Raw genomic sequence first — 24,226 nt, forward strand, 5'->3', positions numbered from 1 at the left:
GGGCCCGCCTGAAGACGCCGCCTCAGGAGGTGGTGAAGAGGGTCTCCTCCACCTCGTCGAGGACGAATCCGTTGTCGAGGCGGACGCGGACGGTGACGCCGGGCCTCTGCTGCTCGTACGCGGTCCACGCCGGCTCCAGGGATCCGACCTGGTCTTCGAGCTGCTTCCTGCTCCCCGGTGGCATCTGGGGACCGAAGTCGTCGAGGAGCGACTTGAGCCGTACGTACTCACGTACCTCATGGCTCTCCACCCGCGGCTGTTGATCGACCCGCTCGACAGTGCCCTCGGTGCCCGCTGCCAGGGACAGCAGCCCGACGACAGGCGTCGTCGCCGCCGGGGTGTCCCCGGTCAGCGAGAGCGACCCGTGCAGTCCGAGGTCGGCCGCCAGCCTCACCCGCTGGCCGTCCTTGAGCGCCATCGGCCACTCCCTCTCTTCGGTGGGTTCCGGTCGGGGCCGCCCGCGCGTCGGCCCCGGTCGGTTCCATTATCCGGTCCACGGTCGGTTCGCCGATCCCTTCCACGGCAGGATCGGGTCTCCGGTCCGCCGCGGGCACCGCACGGCCGGCGGCCTCCGTCGTGCGGTGCCCGCGCGGGGGCGTCAGGGCAGCCTGACCTCGCCCTGGTTCAGTACTCGGGGGTGGAAATACGCCGCCTGGATCTCGGCGTTGGTGTTGTTTCCGCGCAGATGCTCGGACCACATCATGAACCACGACCACTGGGTCTGACTGTTCAGCAGTGCGGAGGTCGGCATTTTGCCCATTTCCGCAATGGCCATGGGTTTCGTCCCCGCGATGGTCCGCATCTGCTGGTAGTCGGCGGAGCTGGGATGGTTCTTGTACCAGACGTCCAGCGAGACGACGTCCGCGTACTGATTGCCCGGATAGTAGGTGCTCCAGCCGCCGGCCGGATTGTCCTGCACGTTCCAGACCCAGATCAGATTGTCCAGACCCTTCGTCCCGGCGAGGTAGTCGCGGGTGATCTGGTACAGGCGCGCACTGCCGTTCGCTCCCGGCCGGTTTCCCCACCAGTTCCACGCTTCGTTCATCTCGTGCAGCGGCCGGAAGAGGACCGGAACGCCCGCGTTCTTCAGCTGCTGGAGGTAGGGGACGACCTCGTCGAGCCGCCGCTTCCAGGCGTTGTTCAGGGCGCTTCCCTCGGTGAGGAGCTGCGAGAACTGCGCGTTCGTGATGGTCGACTTCACGCCGCCCTCGAACGCACAGGTGCTTCCACCGGTCGGCGGGCAGACGTGCCACGTGAGGCTGACCAGGGAGCCGTTCGCCCACTCGGTCTTCGCCTGGTCGATCACGCGCTGGCGGTTGGCCACGTCCGTGGCGGTGAACATCAGGTCGCCGCCCCACAGGCCGGGATACTGCCCCGTCACGTCCTTCACCTGCTGGGTGTACTGGCCGGGGGCGGAAGCGGGCTCCTTGTTGTGCTGACCGGAGACGATGCTGTTCCCGGTAATGGAGCGCAGATAGTTCAGTACATTCTGTTTCGGGGTCGCGGGAAATGCCTGCGCGCTATGTGCCGCGGGCCAGACGAAGATCGCCGCGGTGACGGCCGCGGCAGTCACGGCAGAGGTGACGCAGTGCCGGATCGTTCTCATGGGCGTCCCAGCTCTCGTGGTCGAACGGAATCTGTTTCGCCCTTAAAGTGGCCGCCGCGTCGTCGGCCGTCAATGGACCGGTTCGTCTTCCGTGACCGCCCGCGATTCTTTTACTCAACTTTTCCTGAACCCCGCCGAGAAGCTGCTCGCTTATCCCTCATAGGCGTTTTATGCGATCCGGGAACGAGTGGGCGGTCAGGCGTAGTGGCGGTAGACGGCCTGAGCGACGCACACCGGCTTGTCGCCGCCCTCGACCTCGACGGTGAACGTCAGCGGCATCTGCACGCCGTTGCCCCTGACCTCCTCCACCGCGCCGACGGCGCCGTGGAGCCGGATCCTCGCGCCGACCGGTACGGGGCTGGGGAAACGGACCTTGTCCAGGCCGTAGTTGACGCTCATCGAGGTGCCGGTGATGGTGAGCAGCCGGCCGAAGAGGGGGATGACGAGGGAGAGGGTCAGGTAGCCGTGTGCGATCGGGCCGCCGAAGGGACCGTCCTTGGCCTTCTCGGGGTCGGTGTGGATCCACTGGTGGTCGTCGGTGGCGTCGGCGAAGGTGTTCACCCGGTCCTGGGTGATCTCGATCCATTCGGTGCGGCCGAGGTCGGCTCCAGTGAGGGCCATGAGTCCGTCGAGGCCGTTGACGATCGTGGGCATGAGGGTTCCTTTCAAGGGCAGGGCGGTGGCGATGGCAGGGGAAACGGGGAGCGTCGCCTCCGAGAGGGCGCTGCGGACGCGCCCGTCACGGGTGGTGGCGCTCGGCGGTCCCGGGTGCGTGGGTGGCGCGTACGGCCGGCTTGACGATCTTTCCGGTGGCCGTCCGGGGGAGTGACGCGGTCACGACGAGGGACTTGGGGATCTTGTACTTGGCCAGGCGGCCGTGCAGGTGGCCGAGGATGTCGTCCTCCCCGGCGCGAGCGCCGGGGGTGAGGACGACGACGGCGCGGCCCACCTCACCCCAGAGCGGATCGGGCACGCCGATGACCGCGCATTCGGCGACGGCGGGGTGGGTGAGGAGCACGTCCTCCACCTCGGCCGGGTAGACGTTCTCCCCGCCCGAGACGTACATGTCCTTGACCCGGTCGACGATGTAGGCGTAGCCGTCGTCGTCCGTGCGGGCGATGTCGCCGGTGCGCAGCCATCGGCCGTCGGCGAAGGCGGCCTCGGTCTCTTCGGCCCGGCCCCAGTAGCCGCTCATCACATGGGGGCCGTGGACGAGGATCTCGCCGCGCTGTCCGGGGCCTGCGTCGCTGCCGTCCGGCAGCACGACACGGGTGTCGGTGAAGAAGTGCGGCACGCCGGCGGAGCCCGCCTTGGCCGCGGCCTGCTCCCGGTCCAGGAAGAGGACCCCGGGCGATGCTTCGGTCATGCCGTACCCCTGGCTGAAGGCCAGGCCGCGGGCCAGGTACGCGGCGATGGTGCGCGCGGGCACGGGGGCGCCGCCGCAGTTGAGGGTGCGCAGGCTGGACAGGTCGGTGGTCTTCCAGCGCGGCCGGGCGGCCATGGCGTCGAACATCGTGGGGACGCCGAAGAGGTACGTCACTCCCAGGTCCTCGACGAGTTCCAGGACCCGTTCGGCGTCGAAGGCGCCGAGGAGGACCACCCGGCCGCCCTTGAGCAGGGTCGGCAGGCACGTCATGTTGAGGGCGGCGGTGTGGAACAGCGGCGCCACGACGAGGGTGACCTCGTCGCCGGAGAGGTCGGTGTCGACGAGGACGTTGACGCTGTTCCACGTGATGTTGGCATGGGAGAGGACGGCGCCCTTGGGGCGGCCCGTGGTCCCGGAGGTGTACATGATCATGCATGGGTCCTCGGGCGCCACGATCTCGTCCAGCGGGCCGGTCCCGGCGCCGGCGAGCAGATCCTCGTAGTCGAAGGCGTCTTCGATGCCGGGCGGGTCGGGCGAGTCGTCGGGGCGGGGGAGCACGATGCGGTGCCGCACGCCCGCCTGGGCCGTCGCGGCACGGGCCGCCTCGGCCGGGCCGGCCGCGTGGACGAGTACGGTGCTGCCCGAGTCGGCCAGGTTGTACGCCAACTCCGGCACCGTCAGGCGGGTGTTGAGGGGGACGAAGACCGCCCCCAGGGCTCCGGCGGCGAACAGGGTCTCCAGGAAGGCAGGGTGGTTGGGGCCGAGGTAGGCGACCCGGTCGCCCCGCGCCACACCCAGCCCGCGCAGGGCGTGGGCCAGGCGCAGGACCCGGGCGTGCAGCTCACGGTAGGTCCAGGCGCGGTCCTCATGGACGACGGCGACGCGATCGGGGGTCTTTCGGGCCCGGCGGGCCGGCCAGGAGCCGATGCCTTGGTTCAACACGGCGTCTCCTTCAGTCGGTGGTCGGTCCCCTGGGTCAGGTCGTGGTCAGACCGAGCAGGCGGGCGGCGTTCTCCTTGAGGATCTTCGGCCGGACCTCGGGCCTGATGTCGAGCCTCGCGAAGTCGGCGAGCCACCGGTCCGGGGTGATGACGGGGTAGTCGGAGCCGAAGAGCACCTTGTCCTTGAGCAGGGTGTTGGCGTACCGGACGAGCTGCGGAGGGAAGTACTTCGGAGACCAGCCGGACAGGTCGATGTACACGTGCGGCTTGTGGGTGGCCACCGCCAGTGCCTCGTCCTGCCAGGGGAAGGACGGGTGCGCCAGGATGATCCGCAGGTCGGGGAAGTCGACGGCCACGTCGTCGACCAGCATTGGGTTCGAGTACTTCAGCCGGATGCCGCCCCCGCCCGGGACGCCGGCGCCGATGCCGGTCTGGCCGGTGTGGAAGAGCGCGGGCACGCCGAGCTCCTCGATCGCCTCGTACAAGGGGTAGGCGAGCGGGTCGTTGGGGGAGAACGCCTGGATGCTGGGGTGGAACTTGAAGCCGCGGACGCCGTACTCCTCGACCAGACGCCGGGCCTCGCGCACGCCCGCCCGGCCCTTGTGCGGGTCGACGCTGGCGAAGGGGATCAGGGCGTCGGCGTGGGCGGCGCAGCTCTCGGCGATCTCCTCGTTGGAGATCCGCGGGTGGCCGGTGGCGTGTTCGGCGTCGACGGTGAAGACGACCGCGGCCATGTGGCGCTCGCGGTAGTGCTCGGCCATCTCCGCGATGGTCGGCTGCCGGTGTCCGTGGGCCTTGAAGTACTCCTCGGAGGCGCCGAACAGCTCGGGGCTCAGGGCTCCGTGGCCGTCCTTGGAGATCTCCGCATGCGTGTGCACGTCGATGGCGGTGAGCCGGTCGATGTCGAGCGTCAGGCCGCTCATGTCATGCCTCCGGGGCCTGCGGCGCGGGGATGCCGTACGTCTCCGGCTCGGCTCCGACGCCGCCCGCCCACTCGGCGGAGATGGCGTCGGCGCTCCAGCCTCCGTCGGAGAAGGCGACCGCCTTCTCCTTGGGGTGCGCCCACAGGGCCAGCCGGTCGCCGCCGATGCCGATCGCCTGCCCGGTGACTCCGTCGGAGTCGTCCGAGGCCAGGAAGGTGATCAGGGCGGCGACGTCCTCGACGGTGCCGAGACCCTCGTCCTTGCGCAGCCAGTCCGGCAGTGGCTTGCCGGTGCGCTCGGACTCCTCGATGACCGGGGCGAAGGCCGGGATGGTCCGGGTCATCTCGGTGGCGGCGACGGGAACGACGGCGTTGACGGTGATGCCGGCGCGGCCGAGTTCCATGGCCCAGGTGCGGGCCATGGCGACGATGCCGGCCTTCGCGGCGGCGTAGTTGGTCTGGCCGAAGTTGCCGCGCTGGCCCGCGGGGGAGGAGACCAGGACCAGGCGTCCTCCGGTGCCCTGCTCGCGCATGCGGACGGCGGCGGCCCGGGCGCACGTGAAGGTGCCGCGCAGGTGGACGCGGACGACGTCGTCGAAGTCGTCGTCGGTCATCTTCCACAGCACGCGGTCGCGCAGGATGCCGGCGTTGGTGACGAGCACGTCCAGACGCCCGAACCGCTCGACCGCCGTGTCCACGAGCTTCCGCGCCGACGCGCTGTCGCCGACCGCCGCGACGACACCGGTCGCCGTGCCGCCCTCGGACGTGATCGAGGCGACGGCGGCGTCGACGGCGGCCTGGTCGACGTCGTTGACGACCACGGCGGCGCCGGCCGCGGCGAGGGCCTGTGCGTAGGCCAGTCCGAGACCGCGTCCGCTGCCGGTGACGACGGCGGCCTTGCCCTGAAGGTTCATGAGAGGTGCCTCTCGTACGGAGGGGGAGGTATGCCGAAGCGCCGGCGCGGGCCGGGATCGACAGGAATCCTGATGAACATCAGTCTGGGTAATCAACAGGATTCCTGTCAATGCCATAGGGTGAGGAGGTGCCGCCACCCCGGTGGCGCCGACCGCGGGGAGCCCAGGCGGCACCCGCCCGAACCTCATCAGGGAGGACGAACGTGAGCACCTCGCTGCTCTATCTGGTCAAGAGGACGGAGCTGGCGGTGCGCGCCCGCCTGGAGGAGCTGCTCAAGCCCGCCGGGATCACGGCGTTGCAGTACACCGCCCTGACGGTGCTGGAGCGCCGCGACGGCGTCTCCGCCGCCCAGCTCGCCCGCGACTCCTTCGTCACCGCCCAGTCGATGGCCGACATGGTCCGGGCGCTGGAGGGCCGCGACCTGATCCGTCGCGAGCCCAACCCCGCCAACCGTCGCGAACGCCTCATCCTGCTCGCCGAACCGGGGCGGCGGCTGCTCGCCGAGTACGCCGGGCCCGCCCGCGCGCTGGAGGAGCGCATGGTCGCCGACCTGAGCGCCGAGCAGGTCGGGGTACTGCGGGAAGCGCTGGTCGCGGCGTGGCGATCCCTCTCCTGAGTGGGATCGCGGCCGCCGCGTCACGGCCCGCGCGCGATGCGCGGCCCGTGAGCGAGCCTTCCGTCAGGCGAGTGCGTACATACGGATGATCACGGCGCTGTCACCGTCCGGGCGGGCGAGGCCGACGAAGACCGTCTCCGCGAGCCAGCGGTGGGCGGAGGCGTCCGTGCGGAAGACCGGCGAGGTGCGGTAGTAGTGCCCCGCCTCGGAGACCTGCACCTCTCCGTCGAACTGGTCCGGGGCGTCGACGGCGGGGTGGTAGTAGCCGCGGTTGACGATGTCGATCACGGCTCCGTCCTCCGCCCGGAGCAGATAGCGGGCTTCCAGCTCGCACACCTCCCCGCGCGTGCTGCTCCAGTCGCCTCCGCCGGGCAGGACCGTCCCGCGCAGGCGGGGCCCGTCCACGGTGCCTCCCGTGATGGGGGTGAACTCGGTGATCTCCCCGTCACCGTTGCCGATGTGCAGTGTGCCGGACACTTCGGCGCGGATCTCGAACGCGAACTCGAGGGCGGGCGTGAAGGGCATGGCGGTTCTCCGCTTCTGTGGGAAAGGGCGGCGTGCTCGCGCGGCGCGATCAGCCCGTCCTCGCCGCAGGGGCGGGGACGGGCCGCCGCTCGGCCCGGAACGCGGGCGGGGCGGCGCACACCGTGAGGCCGCGAGGCATCGTCGCCGGTCGGGTGAGCCCTGGCGCGGAGGGTTCCGGGAAGACGCAAGCCCCGGTCCGCGCGAGACGGTCTCGTCTGGCTCTTGACGCCCTAGCTCACCAGATGCAAGCGTGACATGCAACAACGTTATATGACGTTCGTTTACGACGGCTCGTCGGCGTGTCTCATCCCCCATGTCATTCCCCCCATGTCGAGCGTCCCCTCCTCCTCCCTCCCCTCGGCAAGGAGCATCAGCTATGGCTGCGAAGAAAACGGTGCTGACGGTGCTCACGAGCGTGGGACTGCTGGCCGCCACGGCCTGCACCAGCCCGTCGAACGGAAACAGCGCCACACCCAGGCCGGAGGATCTGACCACCACCACGGCCCCCGGCACGTCCGAAGTGGACCGGGTCACCTGGGCCCTGCCCTACGGCGAGCCGACGACCCTGGACCCCGCGAAGATCGGCGACTACTCGCCCCAGACCGTCGAAGCCAACCTCTGCGACACCCTGACCCGGATGAACGCCGACTTCTCCCTGAGTCCCGGCCTCGCCCGTAAGGTCACCTGGACCGACGACCGGACCCTCGTCCTCGACCTCCGTCCGGACGTCACGTTCTGGGACGGCTCGCCCATGACGCCCGACGACGTGATCCACAGCCTGCAGCGACAGCGGGACCCCAGGACGCAGGGCCTGTACGGGAACCACCTGTCCGCCGTGACCTCCGTCAAGGCCACCGGCCCCCACCAGGTGACCCTGAGCACCAAGGGGTACGACCAGACACTCCCCAAGGCACTGTCCACGTCGTTCGGCGCGGTCAACCAGAAGGCGTACACCGAGAGGGCCGGCTCCGCGTACGGCACCACCAGAGGCGGCCTGATGTGCACCGGGCCGTTCAAACTGGGCCCCTGGAAGTCCGGCAGCACCCTCACCCTCGTGCGCAACGACGCCTACTGGGATCCCCAGCTGAAGCCGAAGGCCAAGCAGGTCGAGTTCCGGTTCATCACCAACAACAACACACTGACCAGCGCCCTCCTGTCCGGCGAGGTGGACGGCACCTACGAACTGCCGCCCAGCAGCGCCACCGCGCTCGGCAAGGCCGGCAACGGCGCGGTTCACCTCGGCCCGTCGACCCAGAACGTGCTCCTGATCCCCGCCCACGCCGAGACGCCCGCGGCCGACCGCCGGCTTCTGGACGCCCTGTCCCTGGTCGTCGACCGTGACGCCCTGATCAAGAACGTCTTCGGCGGTGCCGCCACCACCCTGAAATCCCTCGTCCCACCGCTGACCTGGCAGGGGGACAAGGCCGCCGCCCAGTACGACGCCGCCTACGCCGCGCTGCCCGACGTCCCCGAGCCGGACGAGGAGAAGGCGAGGAAGCTGGTCGCACAGGCCCGCCCGGTCTCCCGTCCGCTCGTGGCCGCCATCCCCGCGGGCGACCAGCGCGGACTGCAGGCGCTGACCTTCATCCAGGCCGCGGCCGGGAAGATCGGCGTCGACATCGAGATCAAGCAGCTCCAGCCCACCGAGATGTCCTCGCTCTTCTACGACCCCTCGGTCCGCAAGGGCCTCGACCTCATCCTCACCTTCGGCTACGTGACGATGCCCGACCCGTCCTCCTACGTGGCCGAGAGCGTCACCCCCCGTGGCATCTTCAACTGGACGGGTTACGACAACCCCGAGGTCAGCCGGCTGCTCGACCGGGCCCGCGCTTCCTCCGACCCCGCGGCTTCGGCCAAGGCGTACGCCGAGGCCCAGGCCCTCTTCACCCCCACCACCCCGGCGGTGTTCCTCGCCACCACGCACGAGCGGATGTTCATGAACAAGCGGATCAGCGGCGCGCCGACCTCCTTCGCGTACATGGGCATGCCGTGGGCCGCCTACATCGGCGGCACCGAGAAGTGACCGCCACCCCTTCGAATCAGGAGACGACGATGACCGACACCACCGGCGACAGGCCGCTGTGGGACCACTCGGCCGCCGAACTGGCCGCCGGCATCCGCGCGAAGGCGTTCTCGGCGACCGAGGTCGCCGAGGCGTTCCTCGCCCGCGTCGAGGAGACCAACCCGGCGCTCAACGCCCTCGTGGACATCCGGCCGGAGGACGCCCTGGCCCAGGCCGCCGCCGCCGACGCGGCGGTCGCGGCCGGCGGAGAACTGCCCCCGCTGCTCGGCGTCCCGGTCTCCACCAAGATCAACACCTCGCAGCGCGGATACGCCACGTCGCACGGCATCCCCGCCTGGGCCGGCGCGATCGCCCAGGACGACGCGGTCTGCATCGCCGGCCTCCGCGACGCGGGCGCGACCCTGCTGGGCCGCAGCAACAGCCCGGCCTTCTCCGTGCGCTGGTTCACCGGCAACGACCTGCACGGAAAGACCCTCAACCCGTGGGATCCCGGCCACACTCCGGGCGGCTCCTCCGGAGGCGCGGCCGCGTCGGTCGCCGCCGGCATGACGCCCATCGCACAGGGCAACGACATCGGCGGTTCCGTCCGCTTCCCCGCCTACTGCTGCGGAGCCGTCGGCCTGCGCCCCACCATGGGACTCGTCTCCGGGGTGGAGCCGCGCGGCGCCGAGGAGTTCGACAGCCCGCTGTCCTTCCAGACCATGGCGGTCCACGGCACGCTGGGCTGGACCGTCGACGACGTCCGGCTCGGTCTGCACGCCATGATCAGCCCCGACCTGAACGACCCCGTCGGCCTCCCCGTGCGCCCGCCGCTGGGCGAGCCCCGCCGCGTCAAGGTCGCGGTCGTCCGCGACGCCGGAGGCGTGAAGCCGCATCCCGCCGTCGACGCCGCCGTCGACGACGCGGCCCGCTGGCTCAGCGACGCCGGCCACGAGGTCGAGGAGGTCGACCTTCCCCTCCTCGGTGAGGCCGCCCGGCTGTGGTCGCTCCTGCTCTACCAGGAGCTGAAGACGATGATGTCCGAGATCGAGATGTTCGGCGACGACACCGTACGCGTCTCCCTCGCCGCCTCGTTCGCCGCCGCCGCCGAGACCTGGGGTGAGCAGCCCACCCTCACCGACTACATCCGGGGCTACGCCCGCCGCGGCACCCTCATCGGCCGCCTCCAGCGGTTCCTGGGCCACGACCGGATCGTCCTGACGCCCGTCTGCGCCGAGCCGCCCTTCGAGCAGGACGCCGACCTCGCGGGCGACGCCCGCGTGGGCGAAGTGCTGGCCGCGCAGTGGCCGATGCAGGCCGTGCCCGTGCTCGGCTTCCCGGCCGTCTCCGTGCCCACCGGCCTGCGCGACGGACTGCCCTCCGGCGTGCAGCTGATCGGCGGACGCTTCCAGGAGGACCTGCTGCTCCACGTCGCCACGGCGATCGAGACCCGGGCCACGCGCACCCGGCCGACCCTCTCCTGGGCGCAGACCGGCTGATCGCCCGTCGGCCGGCCCCTCGACGGCGTGCCCCGGCGGTCTCGATCCGACCGCCGGGGCACGCCGTTGGTCTTCCCTCCCGCGGATCGTGGCGGCCTCGCCCGAAATCCGTTCGCCCCGTGATCACTCGCGCGGGCACAATCACCCGACGCACCTTCCCCCGCTGCTGGCGGCTGTCGAGCGCGGCGACGACGTCGCGGTGTTCGAGCTCCTGGACGACGTAACCGCGGACGAACTCGCCGCGGCGACCCTTCGGCGGACATCCGGGTGGTCGACGTGGCGGGCCGGCGGGCGAGAGGCGCTGGTCATGCAGCCGCGGGGCAGGCCGGTCGGGGTGCACCAGGTACTCGGGGAGGCCGAGCAGGCCGCCGTGCGTCAGGCGGTTCTCGACCATCGCCCGTGCGACGTGGGCCTGGGCGGGCACCTGTGGACGCGGCGGCTGGTGGGCGAGCGGATCGCGAAGCTGTACCGGGTGAGCTGACCGTTTCACCGCCGAGGTGATGTGTCGCTTCCTGGACCGGCTGGCCGGCCACTTCGACCACAAGGTCCACCTCGCCGTCGACGGGCACTCCGCCCACCGGTCCAAGAAGGTCCGCGACTGGCTCGCCGCCCACCCCGACGACGTCGAGCTGCACTTCCTCCCCGCCTACTCACCCGAGCTGAACCCCGACGAGCTGGTCAACGCCGACCTCAAGCACAGCCTGCCCCGGCAGCACCGAGCCCGCGATCAAGCCGAACTCGCCGCCGGTACCAGCCGCTTCCTCCGCCGGCGCCAGCGCCAGCCGCACATAGTCCGCGGCTACTTCGGCGGCCCACACGTCCGCTACGTCCTGGACGAGGACCCCATGAGTTTCTGATCAACACGCTGTGGCCCACGGCCACCGGCTGATCTTCGTTTGTCGACACAACTCACGATGATCAACGGTGGCCGTCCTCATCGGAGACCGACCCCACTCGGCACGATCAAGGCGGGCGTCAGAGCGGCTGTCCGCTGTCAGAGGGTGGCAGCACGCAATGCGATCAGGGCGACGGAGGCCATGGTGAGGACATCCGCCGGAGACGCGCCCTTGCGGTCGCCGACGCGCAGGTGGAAGGCGACCGCCCCAGCGAAATAGAGCGCCAGGCCGATCGCGGCGGCGATTCCGACGGGTCCCCACCAGAGTCCGGCGATCACGCCGGCCGCGCCCGAGATCTGAGCGCCGATCAGGAAAGCCATCATGCCCTGCGGCACTCCGAGGGTGGACATCTGCTCGGTGATGTGCCGCGTCCGCAGAGAATTGGCCCCGGCCGAGACCAGGAGAAGCGCCGACATGAACACAGTGACGACGGCAAGGGAGAGGAACATGCCTGAAACCTCAATCGTGCGAGATGCGAGTAAGGGGGCGTGCGCACCGTGACGACGATAGGCGGCTGTCAGGTACCTCTAGGTAACCTTCGGGGCATGAGCCTGCGACCCGGAATTGTCTTCCTCGCCGACTGTCCCGCTCTCCTGGCCATGGAGATCATCGCCAGCAAGTGGTCCATGGTCACGCTCTTCGCGCTGACCGACGGCCCGTTGCGCCACGGCGAGTTGGTCGAGCTGAGCGGTGGCATTTCGCGCAAGGTACTGACCCAGACGTTGCGTCGGCTCCAGGCCAATGGGCTCGTCGAGCGGCACGCGTACGCCGAGGCGCCGCCGCGCGTGGAGTACAGCCTGACCGATCTCGGGCGAACCCTGGAGGAGCCCATCAGGATGCTCACCGCATGGGCGCGGGAGAACGGCGAGGCGGTCGTCACCTTCCGGGAAGCAGCCCAGGCGGCCAGGACCATCGAGGCGGATCAGGCGACCTTGGTGAAGACTCCTCATGTCGATGAGAACCCGAGCCGTTTCTGATCAACAGGAGCTGCCCCAGGCGGACCACACGACCGCCTCGCGGAGGCGACGGTGACGGCCAACGAGACGGCGAGGCCCCGCACAGCGTGTGCTGTGCGGGGCCTCGCCGTCTGCGCCTCGCCCTTCGGCGGCCATGCCCGCAGGACCGCCGACAGTGTGCTGCGTCGGCACGCAGCTTGACGGGGCCGGCACGCCGTAGGAAGACGTCTGTCCCGCCCCCTCGCCGGGACAGACGTCTTCCTGCGTGGGCCGCGTGGCGTCCAGGACGTCAGGCGGCGGCTCCGTCCGTCCTCCTTCGCGGCTTCCAGCCCGGCTTCGGGATGGAGCCGATGAGGCGCTGGGTGTAGGGGTCCTGGGGGTCGCCGAGGACCGCTGCGGCGGGGCCGCGTTCGACGATCCTTCCGGCCCGCATCACCAGGACGTCGTCGCTGATGTGCCGGACGGCGCCCAGGTCGTGCGTGATGAACAGCAGGGCGGTACCGGTGTCCGACCGGATACGGGCGAGCAGGGTCAGGATCTGCGCCTGGATGGACACGTCCAGGGCGGCGATGGCCTCGTCCAGGATCAGTACCCGGGGCTCGGCGGCCAGGGCGCGGGCGATGGCGACGCGCTGACGCTGTCCGCCCGAGAGGGCCTTCGGCAGCGAGCGTGCCTGCCGGTCGTCCAGGCCCACCATGTCGAGCAGTTCGGCCACGCGGGCGCGGAGCCGGTCCGCGGGCAGGCGCCGGTGCAGGGCGACCGCCTCGGCGACGGCGTCCCCGACGCGCTGGCGCCGGTCGAGGGACGAGTAGGGATCCTGGAAGACCATCTGGATCCGGCGGCCGCGCGCACGGCGCTCGACCGCCCGTGCCCGCCCGGGCCGGCGCTCCTCGCCGGCGACGACGACGTGTCCGCCGGTCGGTGACTCGAGCCCGGCGATCATGCGGGCGGTCGTCGTCTTGCCCGAGCCCGACTCGCCGACGATCGCCAGGGAACCGTGCTCCGGCAGTGAGAACGTCACGTCGTCCACGGCGACGAAGTCACCGAACTCCTTGCGAAGGGCGCGTACCTCAAGCATGGCTTCCGGCCTCCTCGGGCGAGAGCGTGTGGGGGAAGTGGCAGGCCGCTGTGGCGTCACCGGCGGGGGCCGGCCGCGGCCGGTCGCTGCGGCACAGGTCCTGGACCCGGGGACATCGGTCGCCGAAGGCGCATCCACCGGGCGCTTCGAAGCCGGACAGGGGCCGGCCGGGGATCGAGCGCAGTTCCGCGGCGGGGTCGGAGACCGGAGGGCGGGAGGCGAGCAGGGCGCGTGTGTACGGGTGGGCGGCGCGCCCGCGCAGACGGTCGGCGGGCACTTCCTCCACGGTCGTGCCCGCGTACATCACCACGACCCGGTCGCACACGGCTGCCGCGAGCTCCAGGTCGTGCGTGATGAACAGCATGGCGAGCCCGCGGGCTTCACGGGCCTCGCCGATGATGGCCATGACCTCTTCCTGGGTGGTCACGTCGAGGGCGGTGGTCGGCTCGTCGGCGAGGAGCAGGCGGGGTTCGGCGGCCAACGCGGCGGCGATCATGACGCGCTGGAGCAGGCCGCCCGACAGCTCGTGGGGCCGCTGGCGCATGCGCCGGTCGGCATCGGCGATGCCGACCTCGCGCAGGATCCCGGCGACCCTCCTGGCCGCTTCGGCGGCCGGGACACGGCGTGTGGTGGTCAGTCCCTCGATCAGGAAGTCGCCCACACCACGTGCCGGGTTGATGTGGGCGCGGGGGTCCTGGAACACCATGGCGACCTCCCGCGCGCGAAAGGCGCGCAGGCGCTCGGGCGTCATCCGCGGGACGGACTCCCCGTCGAAGAGGATGTCCCCGTGGATCCGGGCCTTCCCGGGAAGGAGGCCCATCACGGAACGGGCCGTCAGGGACTTGCCGGATCCGGACTCACCGACCAGGGCGACGGCCGCGCCCTCGGGGATCGTGACGTCGGCCCGGTGGACGACGGTGCGCGGTGCTCCGTCGAGGGGCAGATCGATGCCGAGCGCGTCGATCCGGAGCAGCGGTGTGGCACTCATGCGTTCTCTCCGAGCAGACGTCGGGACAGGCCCGTCCCCAGCAGGTTGAACGCGATGACCACCACCAGGATGGCGATGCCTGCGTACAGCGACTGCTGTGGTTGGCCGGCGAGGATGGAGGGGGCGCCGTTGGCGACCATCAGTCCCCACTCGGGATCCGGGGGCTGACTGCCCAGGCCGAGGAAGGAGATCGCCGCCACGTCGAGCAGGGCGTAGCCGAATCCGATGGTGGCCTGGACGAGGACCAGCGGCAGCAGGTTCGGCAGGAGGTGCCGCAGCCAGATGCGGGCGGTGGGCGCGCCGAGGAGCTGGAGCGCCGAGACGTAGGGCAGGTTGCGTTCCTTGATCGTGGCGGAGCGCACGACGCGCGTGATCAGGGGGAGATAGGCGATCGACAGGGCGACGATCGGTGCGGTGAGCCCGGCGCCGAAGACCGCGGCGACGAGGACGGCCATGATGAGTCCGGGGAAGCCGAAGACGATGTCCAGGGTGCCCGAGACGGCCCGGTCGAGCCGGCCGCCGAACCAGGCCGCCGCCAGCGCGAGGAGGGTGCCGAGCGTGGTGGCGACGACGATGACGACGGCGGGGGCGGCAAGGCTGGCGCGGGCTCCGGCGATCAGCCGGGACAGCAGGTCGCGTCCGGTGTCGTCCGTTCCCAGGAGGTGGGCGGGCGACGGTCCGGCGTTGACGTTCAGGGGGTCGACGGCGTTCGGGTCGTGCGGGGCCAGCAGCGGTCCGAGCACGGCCAGCAGGACGAAGAGGGCGACGACACATCCCGCGCCGAGCGTCAGGAGGTCGCGGGGGCGTCCGGTCCGCCCGGGCGCGACGGCAGTGGACAGGGCGGTGGTCATCGGACCCCCTTCTGTGCGGTCCGGGGGTCGAGGGCGGCGCTGACCAGGTCGACGGTGGTGTTGATGACGACGAAGACGACCACGAAGATCAGCGATACGGCCTGCACGACGGCCATGTCCTGTTTGGACGCGGCCTCGATCATGAGGGCTCCGAGCCCTCCGGTGCCGAAGGCCTGTTCGGCGACGGCCGCGGTGGCGATGAGTCCGGCGATGCCGACGCCGGAGACGGCGAAGACGGGGCCGGAGGCATTGTGCAGGATGTGCCGTCGGATCACCGTGCGCTCGGGCACGCCGCGACTGCGGGCGGTCTCCACGTGCTCGGAGCGCATTTCCGCGCGGACGGCGGTCCGGGTGACCTGGGCGACGTACCCGATCCAGGTCATCGCCAGCGCGACGGCGGGCAGTGTCAGGTGTGTCAGCGTCCCGGTGAAGCCCTCGCCGGAGCCGTAGACCGGGAACCACGGCAGCTGGACGGCGAAGAGCCAGATGAGCAGGACCGCCATGATGAAGGTCGGTACGGCCATCGCGCCCGCCGTCAGGGTCGTGGCCAGCGTCTCGGTGCGTCCGCCGCGCAGGGCGGCGACGGTGCCGATGACGGTGCCGGCCACGAGGACGAGGACGGAGGCGTAGGCGACGAGGGCGAAGGTGTCGCCGGCGCGCGCACCGATGAGGCCGGCGACGGAGTCGCGGTAGACGAGGGACGTGCCGAAGTCGCCCCGCAGGCAGTTGCTCAGCCAGTGCCAGTAGCCCTGGACGAACGGATCGTCCAGGTGGTACTCACGATGGATCTGCGCAAGCACGGCGGGGTCGGGGTCCCGGCTGCCGCCGACGAGCAGCGTGGCGGGGTCCCCCGGCGTGAGGAACATCGCGCCGTAGATGGCCAGGCTGGAGAAGAGCACGGTCACGACCAGCATGCCCAGCCGAGTGGCGACGAAGCGGAGGCTCATCTCGGACCTCCCCCTTCGGGGCGCTGTTCCCCGGCAGGGCGGCGTACGGCCGAACCGGTGGGCGGGGACGTACGGGGAAGATGTCGCAGAGGGAGCATGAGCCCTCCAGGGTGCAGGGGCTATTCGCCGCTTTCGGGCAGGACGGTCAGACACAGGCGGGAGGGGTGGGCGGAGCCGGTGCGGAGCCTCTGCCGGCTCGCCTGGGGAGTGGTCGTCTGCCACGGACTCTCCAGGGAACCGGAGTTGGGCAGGTGGTTCGGAAAGTCGCTGCCGGCGATCATCAGCGCGAGACGGTGGCCCGGACGCAGCCGGTAGCCGGTGTGCCCCAGGGCGATCTCGGCCTCGCCCGGCCCGTGGGCCTGGGTGCATCCCCGCACGATCAGGCGCGCCGTGCCGTCCGGTGCCAGGTCGAGGAGGCGGACGAAGATGTCGAAGGTGGGCGCCGTGCTCTCCACGTGCAGCACCGCGTGGACGGGACCGGCGAGGTCGAGCGGCCGGCCGGCGGCGGAGCCGGTGAAGACGAGGACGTCGTCGCGATCGAGTGTGCGGCGTTCGTCGGCGTGGTCCCGCAGTTGCAGGAAGGTGTCGGTCGCGGCGGACGGCACGAGATCGTCCGGGTCGTACCGCCACTCCGCCGCTTCCGGCGTCCCGCCCGGGCGCGCGGCCAGCCGTCCACCGGGGACCGTGCCGTTCGCCGCGGCGGCCTCCGTCAAGTACAGCTCGGTGTGCGTGGCTTCGGGCAGCGGCCAGGAGGCCGCCGTGCGCCAGCCGGCGTGGCCGAGCTTCCAGCGCACCCGGGGCAGCGAGTCGGGCGGGGCGATGCCCTTCAAGAAGACGTCGAAGAACTCGATGGCGGGGCCGGTGTAGGAGTCCAGCATGCGCGCGAGGGCCTTCTCGCCGGCCAGGTGGTCGGTCTCGGGCGTCGCCGGGGCGTCTTCCAGGAAGTAGTTCTCGTGGTCGATGGTGTCGGCGATCAGGTACTGGACGGCCGCCCAGCCGGGACGCCTGGCCAGCTCCGTGTAGTCGCGCATGTGGGCGATGCCGAGGTTGTCGAACCAGCCTACGCAGTGCAGCACCGGCACCGGACGGGCGTCGTAGGGGTGCGGACCGTTGTACGGGGAGAGGGGGATGCCGCCGACGACGAGGTCGAAACCGGCCGAGCGCTTCCCGATCGCGGCGAACGCCTCCTCGTAGGCGGCGATGACCGGGCGGCGGGTGAGATCGACGTCGAACTCGTAGCTGTCGCGGTCCGTCCAGACCTGCGCCTGGTAGGTGGCCCCCTCCAGCCACAGGGGCTGCCGGCCGGAGCCGGAGTCGTAGGTGGCGATGCCGGGGGCGTTCGAAGTGGAGGTCACCCGGGGGACGATGGCGCGCAGGGCGGGGTGCTGGCTGGAGACCGCCGACCACTGGGTGAAGCCGTAGTACGAGTCGCCGAACATGCCCACGATCCCGTCGGACCAGGGCTGACGGGTGATCCACTCGAGGGTGTCGTAGCCGTCGTCGACCTCTCCCGTCCAGCCGAGCGTGCGCCCCTCCGAGCGGAACTTGCCCCGCACGTCCTGGACCACCACGACGTAGCCGCGTGCCGTGAACCTCTCCGCGATCTTGTCGAAGAACGCGTACCGGCTGTTCTTGTCGTACGGCAGGCGGGCCAGGACGGTCGGCGCGGGTGCCGCTTCCGGCTCGGCGCCGTAGACGTCGGTGGCCAGCCGCACGCCGTCGCGCATGCGCACGTAGTGCTGCCGCGCGTGCGGAGGGACGGGCTCCGGTGTGACGCGGTGGACGGCAAGGTTCATGAAGTCCCTCCAGGGAACCAACCTTAAGAAAACAACGTGATATAACAGCGTTGCATCTAGGGACGTTCAACGTCAACCCCCTCTGAGCTAGGTTGCTCTCATGCCGATCGACGTCGACGAAGTCCAGCGCCGCAAGGCAATCGCCGAGGCGACCCTCGCTGTCGCCGCCCGGGACGGCGCGCGCGCCATCACCATCCGGGCCGTGGCCAAGGAGCTCGGCGGATCCACCGCGATGGTCACGAACTACGTCCCCACGCGGATGGCTCTCATCACCAACGCCGTGCGCGCGGCGGAGTCCCGGTGGCGCGCCGACCTGGAAGCCCACCTGGGCGACCGGAGCGGCGCGGACCGCCTGCGCGCCACGGTGGAATGGCACCTCAGCACGGAGCCCGAGGACCTGCTGCTCCGCACCCTCTGGGTCGAGATGCTCTCGACGGCGCACGTCGACCCCCAGGGCGTCGACCGCCGCGAGCCACGCGAATCGCGTGCCGAATTCCTCGACGCCTCGTCCGCCGCCGGAGTCCCCGACGCCGACCTCGCGGCCGACGTCCTCTCCCTCCTGACCCGCGGCTACTACGTCTCCACGATGGAGGAGCCGACCTACTGGACGGCGGAGCGGACGGGCCGCGTGGCGAGGGCGGTCGTGGACGCGCTGATCGGCGACTGACGGCCCGCTGGACGACAGGGAGTTCCCCCGCGCGGTGGCGGTCTCACCCCGGCTGCCCGGTCCGGCGCCCCGACCGTGCACGCGGCCGCGGCGACGCCTCGTCGGACATGACATCCTCGTTCAGGCCGACATCGTTCTTCACCCCGTCAAGCCATGCGCGTCGCAGGGCCCTTCGGACCACCTTCACCGGCTCGAGAGAGAGGTTGTACGCCATGACGGCACCCGGACCCGACGCCTGGGCGCCCGGCCCGATACGGACCGAACGGCTCGTGCTCCGTCGGTCCGAAGCCCGCGACCGCGCGGCGTTCGTCGAGCTGTTCGCGTCACCGGAGGTGGGCACCTATATCGGTGGCCCTCGGCCGCGAGACGAACTCGAACGCGCGGTGCCCCGGGTCCCCGGGCGGCGCCCCGGCCTCTTCGTGATCGAGCGGGACGGAGCGATGATCGGCATGGTCACGCTCGACCGGCGCGACGCGGAGCGTCCGGGTCACGTCCGTGCGGAGGGCGAGGAGGCCGAGCTCGGCTACCTGCTCCTGCCGGAAGCGTGGGGATGCGGGTACGCCGCCGAGGCGTGCGCGGCGGTACTCGACTGGATCGCCGACGCACTCCCCGGTGAACCGGTGGTCCTCTGCACCCGGACCGCGAACGACCGCGCGATGCGCCTCGCGTCCAAGCTGGGGTTCATCGAGGTCGAGCGGTTCGAGGAGTACGGCGCCGAGCAGTGGTTCGGCGTCTTGCGCGTGGTCACGCCGTCCGGTTGAACCGGACGGCGTGCGGCGCGACATGTCATGCGCCCGTGCGGGCCAGCGACCAGCGGTGCAGCCGGTCGCCTTCGCGCGTGAGCCAGGTGCCGTCTCGCAACACCGTGACGTCCTCGTCGACCGGCACCGGGTAGCTCACCCGGCCGAGCGGACGCAGCGTGTCCGCGTGCACAAGCCAGTGCCGCGTCTCCGGCGCCGCGCCCGCGGGGTGGACCCGGCCCGGGACCACGATGTGGCGTTCGTCCAGGACCTGTGCGGAGAAGAACTCGTCGTTCTCCGGGTCGAGGCGCAGCTCCGTGAGATCCAGCAGCCCGGTCCGCTCCCCGGAGCCGAGGTCGTACACCGCCAGCTCATCGCGGTCGTCGTCGGCGAAGAGGTACTCGGCGTACCGTTGCGTCAGCGCCCGGAAGCCCGGAAGGAAGCCGACCAGCGCGTACATCCACGTGCCGCCGAGAAGGGGCAGGCCGTCGGTGCGCGGATCGACCCACCACGTCGACCAGCTCTGCCAGGCGGTCCAGCAGGACACCACCACCGCCCCGCCGTCCGGGTGCCAGCACTGCGACGCGCCCGACGCCAGTGAACGGATCTGCCGACGGCCGCGGACCTCGCCGGTGGCGGCGTCCAGGAGCACCAGTTCGTCCCAGGTGTAGTTGCGACCCGGTTCCAGGTCGTAGACCAGGGCCGCCTTCCGGCTGTCGGGCTCCAGCGTCGGCACGAGGACGCTCACCCACCGTCCGTCCGGACTGACGGAGGGGGTGGAGTGCGCCCGGGCCGCGCCGTGCCAGGGGTCGTGGGCGAACTCCCAGCGCGTGCTGCCGTCGGAGTGCACCGCCCGCACCGACGCCACCTCGGCCACCACGAAGCCGCCATCGGGTCCGGGGGTCGCTCGGCCCTGGTCCGGCGTCCGCAGAACGGCGGTCGCGCTCCGGGCCCTGCCCGTGAGGAAGCCCTCGCGGTCATGGACCTCCACACGTCCCGGCGTACGAACGAGGAGCCGCCCTCCGGTGATCGCCTCGACCGCGCCCTGGACCCGCGTCGTGCCGAGCGGCACCACATCGATCCGTTCATCCCCCGTCGTTCTCATACCCGCATGCTCGCAAGCGCCCCGTGGGCTCCGCCAACTGTTTCCCCGGCAGGCCTCCCACAGGCGGGAGACCGCGCCGACCCGAGGCGCCTCCGGACGTTCCGAGCCTCCGGATGGTCCGCGCCTCCGTCCGGGCATCCTGGGTACGCCAGGCCCCCGGACCGCCCGCCAAGCGCTCCGTCGCCCCCGATGCCGCGGCCCCGTACGACCGCCGTCCGCCGATGCGAGATCATGGCAGTCGTCAACGCCGACACTTTGCGGAGAGAGGACCGAGGTGGCCGAGGAGGAAGCCGTGGCTGTCACGGTCGCGGAGCTGATCGCGGCCGCACCCGACGGCCAGAGCGGCGCCCTGTGGCGGCTGGGCACGTCCGGGCGCCAGCTGGACGCCAACGTGGTGCGGCTCCTGCCGGGCACCGACGTCGCCGTCCACACGGAGGCCGAGGTCGACGTCCTGCTCCTGGCCGTCGCGGGTGGAGGTTCCCTCACCGTGGACGGCGCCGAGTCGGACCTCGTTCCGGGCGCCCTCACGCTCCTTCCGCGAGGCGCCGCACGGGGGCTGAGAGCCGGCGCGGACGGCCTGGTCTATCTCACGGCGCACCGCAGGCGTGCCGGCATGAGCATCGGCAAGCCGCCCAGTACCGAACCCTTGACGGAGACGTGCGCGGTGCACCTCGTGTGCGGCCGATGCCAACGGCACGCGATCGAGGTGGACGCGCGGTTCTGCAGCCGGTGCGGCACTGCGCTGGCGCCCCGGCCCACGGCCACCTGACGGTCTCGCGGCGGTGCGCGGCCCGGTCGCGCCGGTCTCCCACCCGGAACGCGACAGGCTCCCGCCCGGAATGGCCCGCGTGGCCATGCTGCTATGGGCCCAGGCCCCTTCTCTGCCATCCAGCCATCCGTGCTGGGCCGGGCCGGGCCGTAGACCATCGTCCGTGCGCGGCGCACCTTCCTGCCGCCGCGTGGGGATGCTGCCCTGGGACCCCGAGCTGCTCCGGTCCTCAAGCGTGGCCTGGGTGTCAGAGGGTGTAGTGGGCGGCGTACCGCTCGCTGGGCGGCACGACGGTGATGACGTCGATCAGCACACCGTCCGGGGCGGCGGTGATGAAGTGACGCTGGCCGAACTCTTCCGTGCGCAGCGGCAGCACTTCGGGCAGGCCGGCCTCGGACACGAGCCGCTGGTGCTCGGAGTCGACGTCGTCCACCTCGAAGTTCAGCAGCAACCCCCCCTGATGCGCGCCGCGGTGGCCCTCGGGGACGGTCGGGTGGGTGCAGTCGAGGAGGGCCAGTTCGTAGTGCGGGGCGTCGGGGCGGCGCAGGCTGACGTACCAGTCCGCCTCGAAGGTCGCTTCGAACCCGAGGTGGCGGGTGTAGAAGTCGCGGGAGGCCGCCACGTCCCGGCTGGCGAGCACCGGGTAGAAGCCACCGAGCCCGGTCCTGGGCGTGGTCGTGAGTTCGTTCGTCATGGCAGGCTCCCTCGACTCCATTTCGCATACCCACGGTATGTGAATCTTGGCGTTAGCATACCCTCGGTATGCGAAATGCGAAGGCGGTGCGCTCGATGGCGGTCAGCCGGGCGGAGCAGAGGGCGGCCACGCGGCGAGCGCTGCTGGCCGAAGGGCGGCGGCGGTTCGCCGCCGACGGGTACCACCACGTGGTGCTGGCCGAGGTTGCTCGGGGCGCCGGGGTCACCAAGGGGGCCGCCTATCACCACTTCGACAGCAAGGTCGGGCTCTTCCGGGCTGTCGTGGGGGAGATCCAGCAGGAGCTGGGGGAGCGGGTCGCGACCGCCGCCGAGCGGCACGAGGACCTCTGGGAGCAACTTCGGGCCGGCTGCCGGGCCTTCCTGGCCGCGGGGAGCGACCCGGCGGTGCGACAGATTCTGCTGGTCGACGCGCCGACCGTGCTCGGCTGGGACGAGTGGCGGGCCATGGACGAGGAGTCCTCCGCCCGGCATCTCGCGGAGGTCCTGACCGCGCTCGCCGCAGCCGGGATCATCGCCGATCAGCCCGTGGAGCCTCTGGCCCGGTTGCTCTCGGGGGCGATGAACGAGGCCGCGCTCTGGATCGCGCGGGGTGGGGACCCGCGGGCGGGGGAGCAGGCACTCGACCGTCTCCTCGCGGGGCTTCGCGCCACGGCCTGACCTCTCAGGCCGTGCGGGGCAGGGAGTCGGGCCGCGGCCCGCATGACGGGCCGTTGCCCGGCAACCTCTCCTGCCCGGCCGGACGTCCTGGCCGGGCCCCTCCGTCCAGCTCCACGATGTCGCGCCCCGCGCCTGCCCCAACGCCCCGCGCCTCACCCGCTTCACGATGCCGCGCCCCGCGCCTGCCCCGCGCCCCGCGCCTGCCCCGCGCCCCGCGCCTGCCCCGCGCCCCGCGCCGCGCGCACGTGACTCGGCCTCACCCCTGAGTGTGAGACCGGTGCCCCCCCGGTTTCGGATGCGGAAGCGATGCCGCATGGGGCGGCGGTCCGTGGGCCGGGCCCCGGCGGTGTCCGCCGAACGGCCCAGCCCGCGATTTGCCTCCCCGGAAATGTCTACGTATGCCCATACTCTCGTCCTGCAATTACGAGAGTGCTCCGCATGTCAGCTTGTTCGGTCGAGTGCCCTGTGGCTGACCGTACGCACGGGGTGCGGCCGTACCACTTCTCATTCCTGGAGAAACACATGCGCGTTGCCGTGACAGGCGGCGGTGGTTTCCTTGGGTCGCACCTGTGCGAGGCGCTCTTGCGGCGCGGCGACTCGGTGGTGTGCCTGGACGACTTCTCGACCGGCGACCCCGAGAACATCGCCCCTCTTCTGTCGGACCCGTCCTTCGAGTTCCAGCACGCCGACGTGAGCGAGGCCATGGAGGTCGCCGGCCGCGTCGACGCCGTCGCCCACCTCGCGTCCCCCGCCTCCCCGCCCGACTACCTGCGCCGTCCGCTGGAGACCCTCTCGGTCGGCAGCCGAGGCACCGAGAACGCCCTGCTTCTGGCCCTGCGTCACGACGCGCGCTTCATCCTCGCCTCGACGAGCGAGGTCTACGGCGATCCACTGGTCCACCCGCAGGAGGAGGCGTACTGGGGCAACGTCAACTCCATCGGCCCCCGCAGCGTCTACGACGAGGCGAAACGATACGCCGAGGCGGTGTCCGCCGCGTACCGCCGCACGCACCACCTCGACGTCGGCATCGCGCGGATCTTCAACACCTACGGTCCCCGGATGCGCCCACACGACGGCAGGGTGGTCTCCAGCTTCATCACCCAGGCCCTCACCGGTGAACCGCTCACCATCTACGGAGACGGCGAGCAGACCCGGAGCTTCTGCTACGTCGACGACCTGGTCCGGGGTCTCCTCGCCCTCCTCGACTCCTCCGCGATGGGCCCGTTCAACCTCGGCAACCCCGTCGAGCGCACCGTCTCCGAACTCGCCGCCATCGTCCTGGAGATGACCGGCTCCACCTCCGAGGTGAAACACCATCCGCTGCCGGTCGACGACCCGACCCGCCGCCGCCCGGTGATCACCCGAGCCCGCGAAGAGCTGGGCTGGGAGCCGGAGATCGACATCACCGAGGGCCTGCGCCGGACCGTCGCCTACTTCCGCGCCCGTCCGGAGCGGCTCACCGCGTCGGCCGCGGCGATCCGTGGCGCCCAGCACGACACGGTCCCGCTGGCCATGGCGGCGAGCCGGACCGGCCGGCAGCAGAGCATCCCGGGCCCGGCGGCCGTCGGCACCCCCGTGGCCTCCACCGCCGCACACGGACCGTCCGCCCCGGGCGGCGCGACGCCAAGGCGGCCCAGGACGCGGGCGCGTTCGCGGTCGTCCTGGAACTC

The 24,226-nt window shown here is 71.2% G+C and carries 25 protein-coding genes and 1 pseudogene; 11 read left to right on the forward strand and 15 right to left on the reverse strand.

Annotation, left to right across the window (positions count from 1 at the left end):
- Positions 1 to 22 precede the first annotated feature (22 nt).
- The 6 genes from AB0K65_RS19750 to AB0K65_RS19775 all read right to left on the reverse strand — a co-directional run bounded on the left by AB0K65_RS19750 (position 23) and on the right by AB0K65_RS19775 (position 5,749).
- On the reverse strand, positions 23 to 418 hold the full coding sequence (locus AB0K65_RS19750; protein WP_365718190.1) for a hypothetical protein: 396 nt from the start codon (positions 416 to 418) through the stop codon (positions 23 to 25).
- 180 nt (positions 419 to 598) lie between these two features.
- On the reverse strand, positions 599 to 1,573 hold the full coding sequence (locus tag AB0K65_RS19755; protein WP_365718192.1) for a glycosyl hydrolase: 975 nt from the start codon (positions 1,571 to 1,573) through the stop codon (positions 599 to 601).
- A gap of 228 nt (positions 1,574 to 1,801) precedes the next feature.
- Positions 1,802 to 2,260 (reverse strand): MaoC family dehydratase, encoded by a 459-nt coding sequence (locus AB0K65_RS19760; protein WP_365718194.1) that lies wholly within the window; start codon positions 2,258 to 2,260, stop codon positions 1,802 to 1,804.
- An 85-nt stretch (positions 2,261 to 2,345) separates the two neighbouring features.
- Positions 2,346 to 3,914, reverse strand: coding sequence for a long-chain fatty acid--CoA ligase (locus AB0K65_RS19765; protein ID WP_365718197.1), 1,569 nt, complete (start codon positions 3,912 to 3,914; stop codon positions 2,346 to 2,348).
- Positions 3,915 to 3,948: 34 nt separating this feature from the next.
- Complete coding sequence (locus AB0K65_RS19770) at positions 3,949 to 4,836, reverse strand: amidohydrolase family protein (RefSeq protein WP_365718199.1); 888 nt, start codon at positions 4,834 to 4,836, stop codon at positions 3,949 to 3,951.
- A 1-nt stretch (position 4,837) separates the two neighbouring features.
- Positions 4,838 to 5,749, reverse strand: coding sequence for an SDR family NAD(P)-dependent oxidoreductase (locus tag AB0K65_RS19775; RefSeq protein WP_365718202.1), 912 nt, complete (start codon positions 5,747 to 5,749; stop codon positions 4,838 to 4,840).
- A 203-nt stretch (positions 5,750 to 5,952) separates the two neighbouring features.
- On the opposite strand from AB0K65_RS19775, the gene AB0K65_RS19780 reads away from it, so the two are divergent.
- Entirely contained in the window at positions 5,953 to 6,366 is a 414-nt protein-coding gene (locus AB0K65_RS19780; RefSeq protein ID WP_365718204.1) for a MarR family transcriptional regulator, read from the forward strand.
- Positions 6,367 to 6,429: 63 nt separating this feature from the next.
- Here AB0K65_RS19780 and AB0K65_RS19785 read toward each other — a convergent pair whose 3' ends face one another.
- Positions 6,430 to 6,891, reverse strand: a complete 462-nt coding sequence (locus AB0K65_RS19785; protein ID WP_365718206.1) for a DUF3237 domain-containing protein — start codon at positions 6,889 to 6,891, stop codon at positions 6,430 to 6,432.
- 376 nt (positions 6,892 to 7,267) lie between these two features.
- Here AB0K65_RS19785 and AB0K65_RS19790 point away from each other — a divergent pair, with 376 nt between their 5' ends.
- The 4 genes from AB0K65_RS19790 (at position 7,268) to AB0K65_RS19805 (ending at position 11,249) form a co-directional block, all read left to right on the forward strand.
- Entirely contained in the window at positions 7,268 to 8,914 is a 1,647-nt protein-coding gene (locus AB0K65_RS19790; protein ID WP_365718208.1) for an ABC transporter substrate-binding protein, read from the forward strand.
- A 29-nt stretch (positions 8,915 to 8,943) separates the two neighbouring features.
- Complete coding sequence (locus tag AB0K65_RS19795) at positions 8,944 to 10,392, forward strand: amidase (protein WP_365718210.1); 1,449 nt, start codon at positions 8,944 to 8,946, stop codon at positions 10,390 to 10,392.
- 88 nt (positions 10,393 to 10,480) lie between these two features.
- Positions 10,481 to 10,873 carry a hypothetical protein gene (locus AB0K65_RS19800; RefSeq protein WP_365718212.1) on the forward strand — a complete coding sequence of 131 codons (393 nt, stop codon included), beginning with the start codon at positions 10,481 to 10,483 and terminating at the stop codon, positions 10,871 to 10,873.
- Positions 10,874 to 10,892: 19 nt separating this feature from the next.
- Positions 10,893 to 11,249, forward strand: coding sequence for a transposase (locus AB0K65_RS19805; RefSeq protein WP_365718214.1), 357 nt, complete (start codon positions 10,893 to 10,895; stop codon positions 11,247 to 11,249).
- A 137-nt stretch (positions 11,250 to 11,386) separates the two neighbouring features.
- Here AB0K65_RS19805 and AB0K65_RS19810 read toward each other — a convergent pair whose 3' ends face one another.
- Positions 11,387 to 11,737: a DoxX family protein gene (locus AB0K65_RS19810; RefSeq protein ID WP_365718215.1), complete on the reverse strand. Its 351-nt coding sequence runs from the start codon at positions 11,735 to 11,737 to the stop codon at positions 11,387 to 11,389.
- Between the two features lie 96 nt (positions 11,738 to 11,833).
- Between AB0K65_RS19810 and AB0K65_RS19815 the strand changes: the two genes are divergently transcribed.
- The gene (locus tag AB0K65_RS19815) at positions 11,834 to 12,265 is read left to right on the forward strand and encodes a helix-turn-helix domain-containing protein (RefSeq protein ID WP_365718216.1); all 432 of its coding nucleotides are present in this window, start codon (positions 11,834 to 11,836) and stop codon (positions 12,263 to 12,265) included.
- A gap of 268 nt (positions 12,266 to 12,533) precedes the next feature.
- Here AB0K65_RS19815 and AB0K65_RS19820 read toward each other — a convergent pair whose 3' ends face one another.
- From AB0K65_RS19820 to AB0K65_RS19840, 5 genes are all read right to left on the reverse strand, one after another.
- Positions 12,534 to 13,322, reverse strand: coding sequence for an ATP-binding cassette domain-containing protein (locus tag AB0K65_RS19820; protein ID WP_365718217.1), 789 nt, complete (start codon positions 13,320 to 13,322; stop codon positions 12,534 to 12,536).
- Entirely contained in the window at positions 13,315 to 14,310 is a 996-nt protein-coding gene (locus AB0K65_RS19825; protein ID WP_365718218.1) for an ABC transporter ATP-binding protein, read from the reverse strand. Before AB0K65_RS19825 ends, AB0K65_RS19820 begins: the two co-directional genes overlap by 8 nt.
- Positions 14,307 to 15,161 (reverse strand): ABC transporter permease, encoded by an 855-nt coding sequence (locus AB0K65_RS19830; protein ID WP_365718219.1) that lies wholly within the window; start codon positions 15,159 to 15,161, stop codon positions 14,307 to 14,309. The genes AB0K65_RS19825 and AB0K65_RS19830 overlap by 4 nt, the downstream gene beginning before the upstream one ends.
- A complete protein-coding gene (locus AB0K65_RS19835; RefSeq protein ID WP_365718221.1) occupies positions 15,158 to 16,108 on the reverse strand; it encodes an ABC transporter permease in 951 nt (316 codons plus the stop codon). The genes AB0K65_RS19830 and AB0K65_RS19835 overlap by 4 nt, the downstream gene beginning before the upstream one ends.
- Positions 16,109 to 16,227: 119 nt before the next feature.
- On the reverse strand, positions 16,228 to 17,904 hold the full coding sequence (locus tag AB0K65_RS19840) for a CocE/NonD family hydrolase (protein WP_365718223.1): 1,677 nt from the start codon (positions 17,902 to 17,904) through the stop codon (positions 16,228 to 16,230).
- Between the two features lie 100 nt (positions 17,905 to 18,004).
- Between AB0K65_RS19840 and AB0K65_RS19845 the strand changes: the two genes are divergently transcribed.
- Complete coding sequence (locus tag AB0K65_RS19845; protein WP_365718225.1) at positions 18,005 to 18,571, forward strand: TetR family transcriptional regulator C-terminal domain-containing protein; 567 nt, start codon at positions 18,005 to 18,007, stop codon at positions 18,569 to 18,571.
- A 212-nt stretch (positions 18,572 to 18,783) separates the two neighbouring features.
- Positions 18,784 to 19,332 (forward strand): GNAT family N-acetyltransferase, encoded by a 549-nt coding sequence (locus AB0K65_RS19850; RefSeq protein WP_365718227.1) that lies wholly within the window; start codon positions 18,784 to 18,786, stop codon positions 19,330 to 19,332.
- Positions 19,333 to 19,357: 25 nt separating this feature from the next.
- Here the strand turns inward: AB0K65_RS19850 and AB0K65_RS19855 are convergent, their stop codons facing one another.
- Positions 19,358 to 20,416 (reverse strand): hypothetical protein, encoded by a 1,059-nt coding sequence (locus AB0K65_RS19855; protein ID WP_365718229.1) that lies wholly within the window; start codon positions 20,414 to 20,416, stop codon positions 19,358 to 19,360.
- Positions 20,417 to 20,708: 292 nt separating this feature from the next.
- On the opposite strand from AB0K65_RS19855, the gene AB0K65_RS19860 reads away from it, so the two are divergent.
- The gene (locus AB0K65_RS19860) at positions 20,709 to 21,185 is read left to right on the forward strand and encodes a hypothetical protein (RefSeq protein ID WP_365718231.1); all 477 of its coding nucleotides are present in this window, start codon (positions 20,709 to 20,711) and stop codon (positions 21,183 to 21,185) included.
- Positions 21,186 to 21,432: 247 nt separating this feature from the next.
- Here the strand turns inward: AB0K65_RS19860 and AB0K65_RS19865 are convergent, their stop codons facing one another.
- Positions 21,433 to 21,879 (reverse strand): VOC family protein, encoded by a 447-nt coding sequence (locus AB0K65_RS19865; protein ID WP_365718233.1) that lies wholly within the window; start codon positions 21,877 to 21,879, stop codon positions 21,433 to 21,435.
- Positions 21,880 to 21,947: 68 nt separating this feature from the next.
- Here AB0K65_RS19865 and AB0K65_RS19870 point away from each other — a divergent pair, with 68 nt between their 5' ends.
- Both AB0K65_RS19870 and AB0K65_RS19875 read left to right on the forward strand, forming a co-directional pair.
- Entirely contained in the window at positions 21,948 to 22,556 is a 609-nt protein-coding gene (locus AB0K65_RS19870) for a TetR/AcrR family transcriptional regulator (RefSeq protein WP_365718235.1), read from the forward strand.
- A gap of 522 nt (positions 22,557 to 23,078) precedes the next feature.
- Positions 23,079 to 24,080: pseudogene (locus tag AB0K65_RS19875) on the forward strand (UDP-glucuronic acid decarboxylase family protein); the annotation flags it as partial.
- Positions 24,081 to 24,226 lie beyond the last annotated feature (146 nt).

Source organism: Streptomyces sp. NPDC053755, assembly GCF_040677675.1.
Lineage (GTDB): Bacteria > Actinomycetota > Actinomycetes > Streptomycetales > Streptomycetaceae > Streptomyces.